The organism is Ruegeria sp. AD91A (genome assembly GCF_003443535.1).
Lineage (GTDB): Bacteria > Pseudomonadota > Alphaproteobacteria > Rhodobacterales > Rhodobacteraceae > Ruegeria.
In genome coordinates, this window is sequence record NZ_CP031946.1 from 1,367,038 (window position 1) to 1,385,022 (window position 17,985).

Here is a 17,985-nt window from a genome sequence, read left to right on the forward strand (position 1 = left end):
TCACTCCTCTTTCCGGTGAAACAAGGTCCGGAACAAGTGCCGGGTTTCCGGCCCGTCGAATTTCTCAAAGCTGGAAAGCACGCGGCTCCGCTCGGCCTTCTGGCGTTGATCCAGAACCGCGATCAATCCACCCACAGCCAGACCAATCCGCGCATCCACGCGGCCCTGCGCGTTGCTGTGCTGCGCGACAAAGGCCAGCAAAGACTCTTGCTGAACGGAGTAATCGTTAAACAGACCCAGATTGTCCTGCAGCTTTTTCAATGGTTTGATGATCTCCTTGAAGTTCTTTGCATCAAAGAGAGGGCCAAAGAATTCCATCAGGTAGCGCAGTTTTTTACAATCAATGCGAAGGTCATGCAACGTGTCATCCGGAGTGTCGTCGGTGATGCCACGAGCGACCTTGCATACCTTGCGATACCGTTTCCAAATCAATACGCATGCATATTCGTGTGCCCCGCGCTTTGCGTTTGATCCGGGTTCTAAACGATCTATTCCGTTGAACAATGCTGTCAGATTGGTCAGACAGGCGTTGTATTCTTCGCTGCGCAACCGGCGGGACAAGCGTGACAGTTCCCGCGCGCGTTCCGTCTCGAAAAGGTCGAACATTTCTTGCAAGCCATCATGAAGTATGGACGGTAAGAAACTGAAGTATTTATCTTTTTCCAGAAGGTAGACATCCAGATCACGCATACGGCCGGTGGGGGTCATGAGGTCGGAAAAGACCTGCTTCAAATGCACGGTCTGCGCGTCGGAAAAAACGCCTTTGAACAGGCTGATCACAGATCGGACCTTCCGCAGAGACACTCGGTAATCATGTAGAAATTCCGTGTCGATATCGGCGATAATTCCTTCTTCGTTTTGCCGGGCAACTTTCAGATAGTTTTGAATAATATCCGCAGCGACCTGAATGGATGGTTCAGCTTTTCCCAACTCGATCTCAGGCTTGGCCCGATAGGGAACCATGTCCGGGAAAAGCCCGGCGTAAAACGCTTCGACACCCGACCCGCCCCCTGACATGGCAGACATCGCGGTGTTTACCTTTTGATACGCTCTCTCATACCCACGCAGTCGCTGAAGCTGAACAATCGTCGCCTGACCGGTTGTCGAGGACAGGCACCAAACCTTTCCCCTGACTAGCGTTTTGTCCAACTCATCCAATACGGCGAGTGGTTTCGTCTGAATCTCCCCGGCTCCGATCTGCATCAGCGCGCGCAGTTTCGGAAACCCTTTCAAAGCTGCTTTAACGGGGCCCTGCGGCAGGTCTTGAACAAACCGCCCCTGCCCCTTGCAGCGTTGAGAAAGTGGCGCACGGCCATTCTGGAAAAGCCACAGTATTTCCCCGACCTCAACCAGAACACGACCTGATTTCCGCAACGATTGATCGTGGCAATCCAGCTGCACGAAAGGTTTCGCAACTCCTGTTGGGTCGATCCTGATCGTAAACCCGGGAATGAGCCTTTCAAGAAGCGCCTCGTCAATCGGTTTGGACAGAAAGCCTTGAACATCTGAAGGTTCGGTCATGATCCGCCGATCCGGGGCGCTTTCAGGTATTCATTGACATTTGTCTCAACGATCTTCTGCACGCTGGTTCCTCTTCGATGGTTCTGATCCTTCAATACGTACAGGGTTTTCACCTCCAATTTTTGCAAGGAGCTTGTCTTGCCCCTGACCGGGCCACTTTCGGTATTTCTGGCTTCTGAAACTCGGCCCTCCGAGACAGCATGACTTCATGAGAGCTGAAACTCGAGACGACAGCAAGCCATTATGTTTTGGCAATTTACAAACATGGGTGACAGCCCCCGAAGGCGTAAGTAATAGAGACTTATGAGTGATCCCGTTTCCTCGATCCGCAACCTTGGCCCGGCCTTTGAGCAGGCCTGCGCGCGCGCCGGCATCCACTCGGCTGACGAGTTGCGGGAACTGGGGCCGGATGAAGCCTATGCCCGGCTTTTGCGGGCTGGTACCAAAGCACATTTCATCGGCTACTATGTTTTGGTGATGGGGCTTCAGGGACGCCCCTGGAATGATTGCAAGGGTGAAGAGAAAAAAAAGCTGCGACAGCGTTTCGACGCGATCAAGGCCGGTAACAGCGCGGCGCCGGAGAACCAGATGGTTGCGGACCTGGACGCAATCGGCGTTCGCGTCGCTCCCAAAGACCTAAAGCAAGTCTGAACAAAAAAGGCCGCCCCCTTGCAGAGCGGCCCGATCTTTCGGCAGAAAACCGGCTTAACCGACCAGTTCGATACCCGAGAAGAAATACGCGATCTCAACAGCCGCAGTTTCCGGTGCATCCGAACCATGAACCGAGTTTTCACCAACCGATTCAGCGAACTCGGCACGGATGGTGCCGGGTGCTGCGTCTGCCGGGTTAGTTGCGCCCATGACTTCGCGGTTCTTTGCAATGGCACCTTCGCCTTCCAGAACCTGAACAACAACCGGAGCCGACGACATGAACTCGCACAATTCATCATAGAACGGACGCTCGGCGTGAACTTCGTAGAACTTGCCGGCTTGTTCCTTGGTCATGTGGATGCGCTTTTGCGCAACGATGCGCAGACCGGCGTCTTCGAACTTGGCGTTGATCTTGCCAGTCAGGTTGCGGCGGGTTGCGTCGGGTTTGATGATCGAAAATGTGCGTTCCAGTGCCATGTCGGCCTCTCCTTACAATCTGGCGCGGGTCCGCGCCGAAATCCATCGCGCGCCGCGTATCACGGTCTATCGCTCATGAAAAGTGTTATGATGGTCTGCCTGCCGCTTTGAGGTTCAGAATGTTTCCGGTAAAGGGTCCTTCCTGTCCAGACGCCGAACGTAAAGCACTGCAAGCAGGCCTGCAAAGCTGCTTGCCCACATCATGCCCAGAACCAGAAACGGCCCGTTTTTGGGGCTGACAAATGCGCCGGTCATCGAAGTCAGGATCGCACCCAGCGCTACAACCATCGCCCCCGACAACCCCGCCGCACTTCCTGCCAGCTTGGGGCGAACGGACATGACGCCCGCCGAGGCGTTTGCATTGGTCAGCCCGTTGCCGAACCCGACACAGATGGCCGAGCCGAAGAACACCCAGACCGACCCCAGATCAGCCAGAAACAGCAGCAGTCCGCAGAAAGGCCCGGTCGAAGCCACGACCCGGCCGATCAAGATCATCGTGGTCAGACGTGTGTGCGCCGCGATCCGGCCGGTTACGAAGTTCCCGACCATGAACCCACCCGTGATAATGCCAATTCCAAGACCCAGCAATGCGGGGCTCAGCTCGAACCACGCGGCCGCAACCAGCGGAGCACCGGTAATAAAGCTGTAGAACCCGCCGATGGAAAACGCCGCACACAGGGCATACCCCCAGAACCGGCGGGCGCGGAAAAGATGCGGGTATTCCCGCAATTGGGCCGCGAAAGTCGAAGAGCGGTTCATGTTCGTCTCGCCCATATCGAACCACAGCAGCCCCAACAGCCCTGCCCCTAGCACTGTGTAGAGCACAAATCCCGAACGCCAGCCGAACAGCATATCCAGCGTCCCACCCAGCATCGGGCCAAGCATTGGCGCCAAAGCCATGGCCATCGCGACATAACCGAGTTTGCTTGCAGCCTCGTTCGGCGGATACCGATCTCTGATCGATGCGCTGGACAGAACCGACCCAGCCACCACCGCGGCCTGCAAAAGACGGAAGCCGAGAAAGGTCCAGATGGACCCGGCCAGAGAGCATCCGATTGAGGAGATGACGAAGATGGACATACAGATCAACAGGATCGGCCTGCGACCGAAACGATCCGACAAAGGCCCCATGATCAGTTGCAGCACGGCCGAGACCGCTAAAAACCCCGCGACCGACAGATTCATGAGGCCATAATCCACCCCGAAGTCTTCGCTCATATGGGCCAGAGAAGGCAGGAACATATTCAGCGACAAAACCGACAATGCTGTGGCAAAGATCAGAGTGACCAAGTGTGGAGGCGTCCGGGCCGCGCGCATGTGAAAACCGTTCAGAAAAGCAAACGACACAGCGCTAACACATTGCTTGCAGATTGAACATGCCAAGCCGCTGGCGGCGGCATCACAGCTCTGCTAAGAGCGCTCCATGTTACGGATCGAAGACATCACCTATGCCGTTGAAGGTCGTCCATTGTTTGATGGCGCAACCGCAACGATTCCCGATGGTCACAAGGTTGGCCTTGTCGGTCGGAACGGAACCGGAAAGACCACGCTGTTCCGCCTGATCCGGGGGGAGTTGGCTCTGGAATCCGGTAATATCTCGGTCCCGAAACGCGCTCGGATTGGCGGTGTGGCGCAAGAGGTGCCCTCCTCTGATGTCTCGCTGATCAACACGGTTCTGGCCGCCGATACCGAACGCGGTGCATTGATGGCCGAGGCCGAAAGCGCTGAAGACCCGACACGTATCGCCGAAATTCAGACCCGTCTGGCCGATATCGACGCCTGGTCCGCCGAGGCCCGCGCGGCTTCGATCCTCAAGGGGCTGGGGTTTGATGACGAAGACCAACTACGCCCGTGCTCGGATTTCTCGGGCGGGTGGCGGATGCGCGTTGCGCTGGCGGCGGTGCTGTTTACTCAACCAGATCTGCTGCTGCTGGACGAACCGACAAACTATCTGGACCTCGAAGGCGCGCTGTGGCTCGAGAGCTATCTGGCCAAGTATCCTCACACGGTGATCATCATCAGCCACGACCGAGGTCTTCTGAACCGCGCCGTGGGGTCGATCCTGCATCTGGAAGACCGCAAGCTGACCTATTACGCGGTGCCATACGACAAGTTTGCGGAACGCCGTGCGGAACGTCTGGCACAGGCGGAATCGGAAAACGTCAAGGCCAAAGCCCGCATCGCACATTTGCAAAGCTTTGTGGATCGGTTCCGCTATAAGGCATCGAAAGCTGTTCAGGCCCAGTCGCGCCTGAAGATGATCGAACGCATCCAACTGGTCTCGACCCCACAAGAAGCAGCACTCCGTGCGTTCAGCTTTCCGGAACCCGAGGAACTGTCGCCACCGATTATCCAGATTGAGGGCGGCGTCACAGGTTATGGCGAGACAGAGGTGCTTCGGCGTCTGAACCTGCGCATCGACCAAGACGACCGCATTGCGCTGTTGGGCAAGAACGGTCAGGGGAAATCGACCCTGTCCAAGCTGCTCTCGGACCGGCTGCCCCTGATGGCAGGCAGGATGACCTGCAGCAACAAGCTGCGCATCGGCTATTTTGCACAGCATCAGGTGGATGAGCTCTATGTGGACGAAACACCGCTGGACCACCTGCGCCGCCTGCGCCCTGACGAGGCGCCCGGCAAGTGGCGTTCGCGACTGGCCGGTTTCGGGTTGAACGCGGATCAGGCGGAAACCAAGGTCGGGCGTCTGTCGGGTGGACAGAAAGCGCGCCTTTCACTGCTGCTCGCCACGATCGACGCGCCCCATATGCTGATCCTTGATGAGCCGACCAACCACCTTGATATCGAAAGCCGCGAGGCGCTGGTCGAGGCGCTGACTGCTTATTCCGGCGCGGTGGTTCTGGTCAGCCACGACATGCATCTGCTGAGCCTTGTCGCGGATCGCCTCTGGCTGGTTTCGGATGGTACGGTCAAACCCTTTGACGGCGACCTTGAAGCCTATCGGTCCCTGCTGCTGGCGCGCGACAGACCCGTCAGGGAAAAGTCCCAGACTGTCAAATCAAAACGCCCCACACGCGAGGCGTTGTTGGCTCTGCGCGCCGATCTGCGCAAATGCGAAGACCGGATCGAAAAGCTGACCGATATGCATGACAGGCTTTCCGCCAAACTGTCCGACCCGGCGTTGTACGAGGACGATAAGATCAACGATCTGGAAACCTGGAACCGCAAGTTCACCGAAGTCACCGAGGCCATGCAAAAAGCCGAGGCTCTATGGGTCGCCGCAGCCGAACGACTTGAACAGGCAGAAACAGCATGAAAACACCCGTCAAAGACACCGGAGCTATGATTTCCGGTATGCATCCCGACTTGCAGCCCGGTGAATTTGCCTTTGTCGTGTGGCCTGAGAACAAACCCTGGCCTGAGGGCACGCGGGCCAGCTGTGTCGAGGCCGAAGGGCTGTCTCTTGTCGTCCCGATCGCTGCGGCACCGCAAGATGCCGTCGCGATGCGTTGCATTACCTTGCAGGTCCATTCCTCGCTGGAAGGTGTTGGTCTGACCGCGGCCGTTTCCAGCGCGCTGGCTCAGGCGGGCATCCCTGCGAACATGGTCGCGGGGTATCACCACGATCATGTCTATGTCCCATCAGGTTGTTCGCAAGATGCCCTGAGTATCCTGCAAGACCTGCAACGGAGCAGCAAATAGCAATGGACAGCGCATTCCTGATTACCGCGTTCACAACGCTTTTCGTGGTCCTTGACCCGCCCGCGCAAACTCCGATCTTCGTGGCTCTGACACAGGGCATGGACTGGCATACGCGCCGCTCCATCGCGGTTCGGGCCTGCCTGACAGCAGGCTTTATCCTGGCCCTGTTTGCTGCCTTTGGCGAAGCCCTTCTGGGGTTTGTTGGCATTTCGATGGAGGCGTTCCGCGTCGCAGGAGGCGTCCTGCTGTTCCTAACCGCGCTGGATATGCTGTTTGAACGCCGCACCAAGCGACGCGAAAGCAGCGCCGAGGAAGAGGAACATCCAGACCCGTCCGTTTTTCCCCTGGGCATTCCACTGATTGCAGGCCCCGGCTCGATTGCAACGATGATTCTGCTTGCGGGCCAGCAACCCGGCATTCAGGGCCTTGCCGTTGTCATCGGCGTCATGCTCGTTGTTCTGGCGATGGTCTTCGTGATGTATCTGACATCCGGCGCTGTCGCACGGGTTTTGGGCAAAACCGGGTTGAACGTATTGACGCGACTACTGGGTATGTTGCTTGCGGCCCTGTCTGTTCAATTCATTCTTGATGGCCTCAAGGCCTTTGGATTTGCGTCTTAAATCCCCATATACAATGCGCGTAACTTGAGTGGGGTGAACCCTGTGGACAGCATCGATATCGGACAACTGGTCTATCTGGTCGTGCTCGGGCTGGCGATCGCGTTCTGGTTCGTTTCGCAAAACCGCCAGTCCCTGAACAAAACATTGCAGCAGGTGATGGCCTGGGTGTTCATTTTTGTTGGTGTCATTGCCGTTGTTGGATTGTGGGAGGACATCCGGTCCTCGGTTGGGCCTGCCCCGCAGATGACCGTTACCGGTCAAACGATCGAGGTGCCCCGTGCCTATGACGGTCACTACTATTTGCCGGTTTTGGTGAATGATGAGCCGATCAGCTTTCTTGTCGACACCGGCGCCAGCCAGATCGTGCTCAGCGCTCAGGACGCTGCGCGCGTTGGTATCGATCCTGATCAGTTGAACTATTTCGGACGCGCCTTGACCGCCAACGGAGAGGTGCGCACCGCGCCGGTGCGGCTTGAGACCCTGACCGTAGGGCCAATTACCGATCAGAACGTATCAGCCTGGGTCAATGAGGGCGAGCTGGATAAATCGCTTTTGGGGATGGAATACCTGCATCGTTTCTCAAGCATTCAGTTCGTAGATGGCAAGCTGATCTTGTCTCGTTAGCGGCTCTGATCGCTTGAGAACAAAAATAGAACATGCTAATGTTTCGGCATGTCTACTCAGCTTCTTGGCCACAAACCTGCGCGTCAGGCACCGGGGGTAAACCTCCATCCGCAGATCACCCTGCAACTGGGCCGTGTGCACGAGGCGTGCGGCCCCGCCCGGCGCAGCTTTGCCATGTGGCTGGCCAGTCAGACACAGGGGCCGGTCTTGTGGATTTCCCCCGCGTGGGAACCTGGCCAGCTAAACCCCGATGGGATGATGGCCTTTACCGACCCGGCCCGGTTCATCTTTGTTCAGCCCACCCGTGCCGAGGATCTGCTGTGGTGTCTGGAGGAGGCGCTGCGCAGCGGGGCCATTCCGCTGATCGTCGGCGACCTGCCCGGCGCGCCGGGGCTGACACCGATACGCCGGATGCATCTGGCCGCCGAACAAGGGGGTACGATGGGGCGGGCTCCGCTTGGTTTGCTGCTGACACCCGGAGATGGTGGCGCGCAAGGGATTGAGACACGCTGGCACATGGCTGCCACCCATCGGGACGATGCGAGGCTCTGGACCCTGACCCGCCGCCGCGCCCGTGCCCTACCCCCGGTCACATGGCAGGCCACCATGACCGCCGCCCGTGCCGGTTTGCATCTGAAACGGATCGAAACCGAAGATGCAACGGCGTAAAGCCACGCGGATCACGCAAGAAGTGACTGGTCAAACCCCGGGCCGCGCCCTAGCGTCACCGCATGAGCCATCCGATCCATGACAGTCGCTATTCCTGGCTTCGCCTTCTGATCACGCTCGCCATTGCAACAGTGGCGAATGTTGGCATGTGGGCGGTGATCGTGGTCATGCCCGCGGTTGAAGCCGAATTCGGGGCCGGTCGCGCCGAAGCCTCGATGCCGTATACGCTGGCGATGATCGGTTTTGCCTTGGGTAATATGTGGTTGGGGCAGTTGGTGGACCGGCTGGGTGTCACCAGCGCCCTGATCGGAGCAGCCGTCTTGAGTGCTCTGAGCTATGTGCTGGCAACGCTGGCGCCGAATATAATGTTGCTATCCGCGGCGCATCTTCTGCTTGGGCTGGGCACGTCAATTGGGTTTGGTCCGCTGATCGCCGATATCTCGCATTGGTTCGTGAAGCGGCGCGGTATTGCCGTCGCACTGGTGGCCAGCGGGAATTACCTGTCCGGCGCCATCTGGCCCACCATGCTGTCCGGAATTCTGGCTCGGGACGGATGGCAACAGGTCTATCTGACGCTCGCCGTTCTGACGCTTGTCGTCGTCATTCCCCTGTCGCTGCTGCTACGCCGCAGGGTGCCGGTCGAGGCACACAGCACCGCCGCAGCATCCGCCCAAATCAATGCACGAAGTGTCGGCGTATCACCACGCGCGCTGCAATATATTCTGGGCCTGGCCGGGATCGGTTGTTGCGTCGCCATGTCGATGCCGCAGGTTCATATCGTCTCGTATTGCGTCGGACTGGGATATGGGCCCGCAGTCGGGGCCGAAATGCTGTCGCTGATGTTATTGGGTGGCGTTGTCAGCCGCATCATCTCGGGTCTGTTGGCTGACCGGCTGGGCGGCGTCGTGACGCTTTTGATCGGTTCTCTTCTGCAATGCATCGCCCTGTTCCTGTTCCTGCCGTACAACGGAATGGTGTCACTTTACGCCATCAGCCTGCTCTTTGGCCTGGCACAGGGTGGCATCGTGCCCAGCTATGCGTTGATTGTCCGTGAATACATGCCGCCGCAAGAAGCTGGCGCGCGGGTCGGGTTCGTCATGATGATGACCATTCTTGGCATGGCACTCGGCGGCTGGATGTCAGGGTGGATATACGACCTCACCGGAAACTACCAACTGGCGTTCGTGAATGGCATTCTTTGGAATGGCCTGAACATTGCAATCGTTCTGATGCTGCTCAGGAGATCCCGCCCCGGACGAGAACGGGTCATGGCATGACCCTTCTGACCCGTCGCAGCCTGCTTGCCGGCCTGGCAACCCTGCCCCTGACCCAGGCGGCACACGCTGCTTTGCGGCCTTACATCTTGTCGGATGAAGGCACCAGGGTCGGGTTCACTTTTGATCTTGCGGGGGTGACTCAGTCAGGGACAATGCCGATCCGGACCGCCGAAGTTCAGATTGACTCACGTCGCCTGCAGAACAGTCAGGTCACAGTGACACTGGACGTCAGCAAGGCCAGAACGCGGCTACCCTTTGCCCGAATGCCCATGCTCAGCCCCAGCGTATTGGACGCGAAACAGCACCCAACGATCCGGTTTGTTTCAACGGACATACAGTTGGGCACGGAAGGACGAATATCAGATGGCGCTCGGATCACGGGTGATCTGACGGTCCGCGGCGTGATCCGCCCGATCACGCTGGAGGCCAATCTGTACCGGCAGGCGGGAAGTGCAGAGAACAATCTGAACCGTCTGACCATTGGCCTGAAGGGCGCTCTGAACCGGCACGACTTCGGAGCTTCGGGCTATCCTGACCTGGTTCATGACACTGTCGGCCTGGACATCCACGCGGAGATTATCCGCGCGACCTGATCGTCAATTGGCAAAAAACGACTCGCTAAAGTCGAATTGATGCGCGCATTGTGCGGCGACACTGCCAATCTGAGACCACCATGCGCACGATCATTTCATTTGCCGCCCTGTTTCTTTCGGTCATTCTGCTACAGCTTTCGACAGGAGGCGTCGGACCTCTCGATGCCATATCAGGCATCACGCTGAATTTCACGACAGAACAGATCGGCCTATTGGGATCTTCGCACTTTCTGGGGTTTTTCATCGGCTGCTGGTGGGCACCACGTCTGATGGGAAATGTTGGTCATTCGCGTGCATTTGCCGTTTGCACTGCGCTGGGTGCAATGGGCTTGATCGGGCATACGCTGACTGAAAACCCATACATCTGGGCGGCCCTGCGTGTGGCCTCTGGCACCTGCGTGGCAGGCGCGTACACGGTGATCGAGGCCTGGCTGAACGCAAAGGTCACCAATGAAACCCGAGGGCGTGCGATGGGTACGTACCGGATCGCGGATATGGGCGCATCCCTGTGCGCCCAGTTAATTATCGCCGTTCTGCCCCCGGCGTCATATGTCTCATACAACCTGCTTGCGATCTTGTGCTGTGCGTCGCTGCTGCCGTTGACTCTGACCAAAGCAAGCCAGCCCAAAACACCTGATGCGCCTCGCCTTAAACCCGGGCTGGCATGGCGCAGCTCACCGCTGGCCGTGGCGGGTGTGATCGTGGCCGCGGTCAGCTCGGCCTCGTTCCGTATGGTGGGTCCGGTTTACGGGCAAGAAGTCGGCCTTGCCGTCGATCAGATCGCATTCTTCCTGGCCTCGTTCGTAATGGGTGGTGCGCTTGCACAATACCCCGTCGGCTGGCTGGCTGACAAATATGACAGGCGCTGGGTGCTGATCTGGTTGTCAGCTGCAGCGGTGCTAAGTTGTGGCGTCACTATGGCGGCAAGCGGCACCGGAACGATCGGGGTCATGTCGGCAGCGGTATTCTTTGGCCTGACAACCTTCCCGATCTTCTCGGTTTCTTCTGCCCACGCAAATGACTTCGCCACATCCGAGGAACGGGTGGAGCTGTCTGCGGCCCTGATGTTCTGGTTTGCCTTGGGGGCAATTGCATCGCCCTATATTACCTCGACTTTGATCCAGAAATTTGGTCCCGGGGCCCTTTTTGCCTTCGTCGCGTTCGGGCATGTCTTCCTGATCGTATTTGGTCTGGCGCGGATGCGGTCCCGCCCCACCCCCGAGGAGCGTACGAACTATGTTTATGCCCCGCGTACCTCATTCACGATTGGTCGCCTTCTCAAACGGTCGCGGGAAAACTTGAAAAACTAGACACCCGCTGGTTTTTGTATGCCTTTCGTGATTGCCCCGGTTTTTTCGGTCGACCTTGCATGAAACAAGGACGGGTCCGAACAGCTCAGATTCAACGCGTTGCGGTTATACTGTTCCGGGAACTCGAACCAGATCGCCGGGGCAGCGCGGTTTTCGGACCATTCGGCGTCCAAATTGACTTGCAGGTCAATGTCGGGCTTTTGCTGGACGATCACATCATGTAGACGGGCGCGCAGACAGTTACGCGGAAACGGATCATGGCTCGGATTCTCATCACCTCGGCGATCCCCTATATCAACGGGATCAAACACCTCGGCAATCTGATCGGCTCGCAATTGCCTGCCGACTTGTATGCACGTTACCAGCGTGGCCGGGGGAACGAGGTCATGTTCCTGTGCGCCACGGATGAACACGGCACACCAGCCGAGCTGGCGGCGGCCAAGGCGGGTAAACCGGTGGCCGAGTACTGCGCCGACATGTATGCGATTCAGGCCGATATCGCCAATCGGTTTGGGCTCAGCTTCGATCACTTTGGACGCTCGTCCAGCGAACAGAACAAGCGCCTGACCCAGCATTTTGCGGGTAAGTTGGATGACGCGGGCCTCATCCGCGAAGTCAGCGAAAAACAGGTTTATTCCAACGCTGATGGCCGCTTTTTGCCAGATCGGTATATTGAAGGCACCTGCCCCAATTGCGGCTATGACCGCGCGCGCGGCGACCAGTGCGAGAACTGCACCAAGCAGTTGGATCCGACGGACCTGATCGAGCCGCGCTCGGCCATTTCCGGGTCGACCGACCTGGAAATACGTGAAACCAAGCACCTGTATCTGCGCCAATCCGCGATGAAGGATAAGCTGGATGCGTGGATCGACAGCAAGACAGACTGGCCGGTCCTGACCACGTCAATTGCCAAGAAGTGGCTGCATGACGGCGACGGCTTGCAAGACCGTGGCATCACCCGCGATCTGGACTGGGGTGTGCCGGTCAAAAAAGGCGATCAGGATTGGCCGGGGATGGAGGGCAAGGTCTTTTACGTCTGGTTCGACGCCCCCATTGAATACATCGCCTGTGCCAAGGAATGGGCTGACGCCAACGGCAGGACAGACGCGGATTGGGAACGCTGGTGGCGCACCGACAAGGGCGCGGACGACGTGCGCTATGTCCAGTTCATGGGAAAGGACAACGTGCCGTTCCATACGTTGTCGTTCCCGGCCACCATCCTCGGCACCAACACGCATAATGAAGAGACCGGATCACCCGAACGCTGGAAGCTGGTGGATTTTATCAAGTCGTTCAACTACCTGAATTATGACGGCGGCCAGTTTTCGACCAGCCAGGGCCGTGGCGTGTTCATGGATCAGGCACTGGACATTCTGCCTGCCGATTATTGGCGCTGGTGGCTGCTGAGCCATGCGCCGGAAAGCAGCGACAGTGAGTTCACGTGGGAGAACTTCCAGCAATCGGTGAACAAGGACCTCGCCGACGTTCTGGGCAACTTTGTCAGCCGGATTACCAAATTCTGCCGTTCGAAATTTGGTGAGACCGTGCCCGAAGGCGGTGAGTTTGACGCCCGCGAGCAAGCTCTGATCGAAGAACTCACCAAACGCGTCCGCACCTATGAGGGCCACATGGGGGCGATGGAGGTTCGCAAATCCGCGCAGGAGCTACGGGCAATCTGGGTTGCCGGAAATGAATATCTGCAGGCTGCAGCTCCGTGGTCCACGTTCAAGGAAGACCCCGAGCGGGCTGCTGCGCAGGTACGTCTTGGCCTGAACCTGATCCGCCTTTACGCCGTTCTCAGCGCGCCGTTCATCCCCGACACCTCGGCCCGTATGCTGAGCGCGATGAACACGTTGGATACCAGCTGGCCGGATGATGTCGCCGTCGCGTTGAACGCCCTGCCCTCCGGACACGACTTTACCGTGCCCGACGTTCTGTTCGCCAAGATAGCGGATGAACAGCGTGAAGAATGGCAGGAGAAATTCGCTGGGACCCGCAACTGAACCATCCGATACCTAGAACCAGGGGGGCCATTCCGACCCCCTTCTCGCTCGGGCCCGATGACCACGCCGGGACCTAAGCCAGCATAAGTGCTGAAATTTTTGACATCGGCCCCGATCTACTCAAGATTCATCACGCTTGAGATATCGGCACAAAAAAGTCATCCTGAGATCAAGTTCCTCCGACTCGGGTCGCCCTGACGACCGGGTCGGTATCTTTTGTTTCTGCATCGAACGAGGCTTTCGCCATGTCCCCAGCATTCATTTCGCCCAACAAGACCAGCAGGCATTTGGCCGCCGTATTCATGCTGTTGTCCTTGGGTTTGGCGCATCCTGCGACCGCGCAGGAAGAAGGGGCACCACCGAAGGTTTCCATAGCCGCAGCCTATACCGAGGAAATCACCGACGAGGCCACGTTCATCGGGCGCGCCGAGGCAATCAACAAAGTCGATATCGTGGCGCGCGTGAACGGGTTTCTCAACAGCCGCGAGGTCGAGGATGGAGCGACGGTAAATGAAGGCGACCTGCTGTTCACTATCGAACCCGACCTTTACGAGGCCACGCTTGAGGCCCGAAAGGCCGATCTGAACCGGGCGGAAGCGAATCTTGAGCTGGCAAAGGTTGATCTGGCGCGTAAAGAAGAGCTTTACAAACGTGACGCGACGCCGGAATCGGAACGCGACATCGCCCGCGCCAATGAACTGGTCGCAGAGGCAGAGGTGAAAGCAGCCAAAGCTGCGATCCGGCAGGCCGAGCTCGACCTGAGCTACACGCAGATCCACGCACCATTTGATGGCCGTATCGGCAGGATCACCACAAGCGTTGGCGATGTTGTTGGTCCAAACAACCCTCCACTGGTCAATATCGTCAGCGAGACGCCAATCTACGTGAATTTCTCGTTGAACGAAAAGCTCTTTACCTCGGTTTTGCAGACCGTTGGCGAAAACTCAGCCTCTCTTGCGGATAGTCCGCAAAGCCCAAACGTGCACGTCACCCTGCCCAATGGCACAGAGATGGATGAAGTCGGCAGAATTGTATTCGTTGACAACCGTATCGACCCATTGACCGGCGCAATCACAATGCGGGCCCAATTCGACAATACGGACCGGCTGATCCTGGACGGCGCTTTCGTGAATGTGCAGATCGAAGCGCTGGAGCCGACCTTGCAGGTTCTGGTGCCACAAGCCGCCTTGCAACGCGATCAGCGGGGCGATTTTGTCCTGGTGGTTAATGACAAGCAAATGGTTGAACAACGCTACATCACAACAGGTGACACTTTTGGTACTGCGATTATCGTGCTGGACGGACTGCGTGAAGGTGAAAGCGTCATTGTCGAGGGCTTGCAGCGGGTCCGCCCCGGTGTGGCTGTTGACGCGGTCGTGGCCTCTGAACAGCCGGGAGAGTAACAGATGTTCTCAGCCCTGTTCATAAGCCGCCCCAAGCTGGCGCTTGTCATCTCACTGGTGCTGACCATCATGGGCGGCATCGGGTACCTGGTACTGCCGGTCGCGCAGTTTCCGGACATCACGCCACCGGTGGTCAACGTCTCAACCACGTATACCGGTGCAAACGCCGAAACCGTTGAAAACACCGTTGCCGCGCCGATTGAGGCGCAGGTCAACGGTGTGGACGACATGATCTATATGACGTCCAGATCGTCGGACAACGGGTCCTACTCGCTGGATGTGACCTTTGAGGTGGGCACCGATCCTGACATCGCATCGGTCAACGTTCAAAACCGGGTTGCGCAGGCCATGTCGTCATTGCCAGCCGAGGTCACTTCGTCCGGCGTCGTGACACAGAAATCTTCGACCAACATGCTGATGCTGGTCACTCTGACCTCACCCGATGGGACCTATGACAGTGTGTTCCTGTCGAACTATGCCTCGATCAATCTGCGCGATGCGCTGGCGCGTGTGCAGGGCGTTGGTAAGGCTGATGTTTTGACCAACCTTGAATACGCCATGCGGATCTGGATGGACCCGGACAAGATGGCGGCGCTGTCCATCACTCCTGGGGATGTCATCAATGCAATCCGGGAACAGAATATCGAAGTGTCTGCCGGTTCCATCGGTGCACCACCTGTACCCGAAGGGCAGACGTTTCAATACACGATCAAATCCAAAGGCCGTCTGACATCCGCAGAAGAATTCGGTGACATTGTTATCCGGACCGGCGAAGCCGGCGCCATCGTCCGCGTCAAGGACATCGCTCGGGTTGAGCTTGGCGCAGAATATTATGCGGCTTCGGGCTATTTTCAGTCGGTTCCTGCCACGGTTATCGGCATCTATCAGGCCCCCGGTGCAAACGCTTTGGCGGTATCGGAACGTGTGCAGGCCGAATTGGAACGGCTGTCCCGCGCGTTCCCAACGGATGTCGAGTATGATGTACCCTTCAACACGACCGACTTTGTCGAGGCCTCTTTGAACGACGTGGTCTCGACCCTGATCCTGACCTTCATTCTCGTTATTTCGGTTGTGTTCGTCTTCCTGGGAAGTTGGCGCGCAACGATCATTCCGGCGGTGGCAATTCCAGTGTCCCTGATCGGCACTTTTGCCTTCCTGCTGGCGTTTGGGATGTCCCTAAACACCATTTCGCTGTTCGCCTTGGTGCTTGCCATTGGTATTGTGGTGGACGACGCCATTGTCGTTGTTGAAAACGTGGAGCGCATCATTGCGGATGAAGGGTTGCCTCCGGCTGAAGCGACCCGAAAAGCCATGGGCCAGATAACTGGACCGGTCATCGCGACCACTTTGGTTCTTCTGGCGGTGTTCGTGCCGGTGACGTTCATGCCCGGCATCTCCGGGCGGTTGTATTCCCAATTTGCGGTCACGATCTCGACCGCTGTCGTTATCTCATCCATCAACGCGCTGACCCTTTCGCCCGCCCTGTGTGGCTTGGTGCTACGCGCCAGATCTGGCCCTCCCAAAGGGCTGCTGGCGGTCTTCGAAAGTTTCATCGGCACCGTGCGCAACGGCTATGTCGCCATAGTACGCAAACTGCTGATTTTCCCCGCCATCGCGCTGGCCATCGTGGTCGGTCTTGGTTTTGGTACGGGGACAATCATGTCGAATACCTCTGCCGGGTTTATCCCGCTTGAGGACAACGGGTACTTGTTCGTCGATGTTCAGTTGCCGGATGCTGCCACTCTGGAACGGACAGAGGCGGTCACCGCACGTCTGGACGAACAGATAAGCGAAATCCCGGGCGTTGCGAGCACGGTTCTTGTCAACGGCTTTTCGATGCTGAACGGCACGATCACCAATGGCGCTGCGATTTTCGTCAATCTCGACAATTGGAGCGAGCGGCAAGAAGACGATCTGAGCGCTGATGCCATTCTGGCCAAGGTACTGGCGATTGCGAATGGTGAATCAGCGGCTTCGATCCTGGCCTTCAATCCACCACCAATCCAGGGTCTTGGCATGTCCGCGGGCGTAGAAATGGAGGTTCAGCAAACCGGCGGTGGCACACCGCAGGATCTGGCCTCGGCCGTGGGTTCGTTCGTGTATTCGGCCAATCAGAGACCCGAGATCGGGCAGGCCTATACAACCTTCCGCGCCAACGTCCCGCAGCTGTTCGTTGATCTGGACCGCGAAAAGGCCAAAACGCTGAATGTCTCGGTCGCCGAGATTTTTCAGACCATGCAGGCACAACTGGGGTCGTACTATGTCAATGACTTCAACCTGTTCGGCCGCGTCTACCGCGTGATGATTCAGGCTGATGGCACTTATCGGGACAATGTCGAGGATATCGCGAACCTCTATGTCCGTTCTCAAAACGGCGACATGGTGCCGTTAGGGACACTGATCGACGTGGAAAACGTGTTGGGTCCGGTTCTGCTGAAGCGCCACAACCTGTTCCGGTCTGCCACGGTGACGGCGGTACCAGCACCCGGCTTGTCCAGCGGCGACGCAATCAACGTGATGACGGAGGAATCCGCAACCGCCCTGCCCCCGGGCTATTCGTTCGAATGGACAGGGACAGCACAGCAACAGCTGGCCTCGGGCAGTCTGGTGATTATCATCCTCGGGCTTGCCATCCTGTTCGGTTACTTGTTCCTGGTGGGTCAGTACGAAAGCTGGACCTTACCTGTTTCAATCCTGCTTTCCGTTGTTGTGGCCCTGTTTGGTGCCGTGGCGGCGGTGGCGATCGTGGGCAGTGACATCAACCTCTATACGCAGATCGGTATGATCATGCTTGTGGGGCTGGCCTCGAAGAACGGTATTCTTATCGTCGAATTCGCCATGGAGCAACGCGCCAAGGGGTTGTCTATTAAAGAGGCCGCCGCAGAGGCTGCGCATCAGCGTTTCCGCGCCGTGATGATGACTGCCTTGTCCTTCCTCCTCGGTGTTGTACCACTGCTGGCCGCCAACGGAGCCGGCGCCGCCAGCCAGAAAGCGATTGGTGTCGCGGTGTTCGGCGGGATGCTGGCCGCGACGCTGGTTGGTGTGATCGTGGTGCCCGTGCTCTACGCCCTGATGCAGGGCTTGCGAGAATGGTTGAAGGGCAGCAAGAAGGAGCCCGACCCTTCTGAAGAAGCCGCCTGACTACACAAAAAAAGCCCCACCAGAACTGGTGGGGCT

At 57.9% G+C, this 17,985-nt stretch carries 15 protein-coding genes; 12 read left to right on the forward strand and 3 right to left on the reverse strand.

Features of this window, described 5'->3' with window-relative positions; all coding sequences use genetic code 11:
* A complete protein-coding gene (locus D1823_RS06880) occupies positions 1–1,521 on the reverse strand; it encodes a CHAD domain-containing protein (protein WP_117869215.1) in 1,521 nt (506 codons plus the stop codon).
* A 303-nt stretch (positions 1,522–1,824) separates the two neighbouring features.
* Between D1823_RS06880 and D1823_RS06885 the strand changes: the two genes are divergently transcribed.
* Positions 1,825–2,172, forward strand: a complete 348-nt coding sequence (locus D1823_RS06885) for a TfoX/Sxy family protein (RefSeq protein WP_117869216.1) — start codon at positions 1,825–1,827, stop codon at positions 2,170–2,172.
* A 54-nt stretch (positions 2,173–2,226) separates the two neighbouring features.
* On the opposite strand, the gene ndk is transcribed toward D1823_RS06885, so the two are convergent.
* Positions 2,227–2,649 carry a nucleoside-diphosphate kinase gene (ndk, locus tag D1823_RS06890; RefSeq protein ID WP_039530342.1) on the reverse strand — a complete coding sequence of 141 codons (423 nt, stop codon included), beginning with the start codon at positions 2,647–2,649 and terminating at the stop codon, positions 2,227–2,229.
* A gap of 114 nt (positions 2,650–2,763) precedes the next feature.
* Complete coding sequence (locus D1823_RS06895) at positions 2,764–3,966, reverse strand: multidrug effflux MFS transporter (RefSeq protein WP_117872780.1); 1,203 nt, start codon at positions 3,964–3,966, stop codon at positions 2,764–2,766.
* A 106-nt stretch (positions 3,967–4,072) separates the two neighbouring features.
* Between D1823_RS06895 and D1823_RS06900 the strand changes: the two genes are divergently transcribed.
* From D1823_RS06900 to D1823_RS06955, 11 genes are all read left to right on the forward strand, one after another.
* Positions 4,073–5,923 (forward strand): ABC-F family ATP-binding cassette domain-containing protein, encoded by a 1,851-nt coding sequence (locus D1823_RS06900; RefSeq protein WP_117869217.1) that lies wholly within the window; start codon positions 4,073–4,075, stop codon positions 5,921–5,923.
* Positions 5,920–6,309, forward strand: a complete 390-nt coding sequence (locus D1823_RS06905; protein ID WP_117869218.1) for an ACT domain-containing protein — start codon at positions 5,920–5,922, stop codon at positions 6,307–6,309. The genes D1823_RS06900 and D1823_RS06905 overlap by 4 nt, the downstream gene beginning before the upstream one ends.
* A 2-nt stretch (positions 6,310–6,311) precedes the next feature.
* Positions 6,312–6,929 carry a MarC family protein gene (locus tag D1823_RS06910; protein WP_117869219.1) on the forward strand — a complete coding sequence of 206 codons (618 nt, stop codon included), beginning with the start codon at positions 6,312–6,314 and terminating at the stop codon, positions 6,927–6,929.
* 42 nt (positions 6,930–6,971) lie between these two features.
* Positions 6,972–7,553 (forward strand): TIGR02281 family clan AA aspartic protease, encoded by a 582-nt coding sequence (locus D1823_RS06915; RefSeq protein ID WP_117869220.1) that lies wholly within the window; start codon positions 6,972–6,974, stop codon positions 7,551–7,553.
* A 48-nt stretch (positions 7,554–7,601) separates the two neighbouring features.
* Entirely contained in the window at positions 7,602–8,222 is a 621-nt protein-coding gene (locus tag D1823_RS06920) for an ImuA family protein (RefSeq protein WP_117869221.1), read from the forward strand.
* Between the two features lie 62 nt (positions 8,223–8,284).
* A complete protein-coding gene (locus D1823_RS06925; RefSeq protein WP_117869222.1) occupies positions 8,285–9,499 on the forward strand; it encodes a CynX/NimT family MFS transporter in 1,215 nt (404 codons plus the stop codon).
* The gene (locus D1823_RS06930) at positions 9,496–10,092 is read left to right on the forward strand and encodes a YceI family protein (protein WP_117869223.1); all 597 of its coding nucleotides are present in this window, start codon (positions 9,496–9,498) and stop codon (positions 10,090–10,092) included. Before D1823_RS06925 ends, D1823_RS06930 begins: the two co-directional genes overlap by 4 nt.
* An 80-nt stretch (positions 10,093–10,172) precedes the next feature.
* Entirely contained in the window at positions 10,173–11,402 is a 1,230-nt protein-coding gene (locus D1823_RS06935; RefSeq protein ID WP_117869224.1) for an MFS transporter, read from the forward strand.
* A gap of 257 nt (positions 11,403–11,659) precedes the next feature.
* On the forward strand, positions 11,660–13,405 hold the full coding sequence (gene metG, locus D1823_RS06945; protein ID WP_117869226.1) for a methionine--tRNA ligase: 1,746 nt from the start codon (positions 11,660–11,662) through the stop codon (positions 13,403–13,405).
* A 302-nt stretch (positions 13,406–13,707) separates the two neighbouring features.
* Positions 13,708–14,808: an efflux RND transporter periplasmic adaptor subunit gene (locus D1823_RS06950; protein ID WP_371415307.1), complete on the forward strand. Its 1,101-nt coding sequence runs from the start codon at positions 13,708–13,710 to the stop codon at positions 14,806–14,808.
* A gap of 3 nt (positions 14,809–14,811) precedes the next feature.
* On the forward strand, positions 14,812–17,949 hold the full coding sequence (locus D1823_RS06955; protein WP_117869228.1) for an efflux RND transporter permease subunit: 3,138 nt from the start codon (positions 14,812–14,814) through the stop codon (positions 17,947–17,949).
* Positions 17,950–17,985 lie beyond the last annotated feature (36 nt).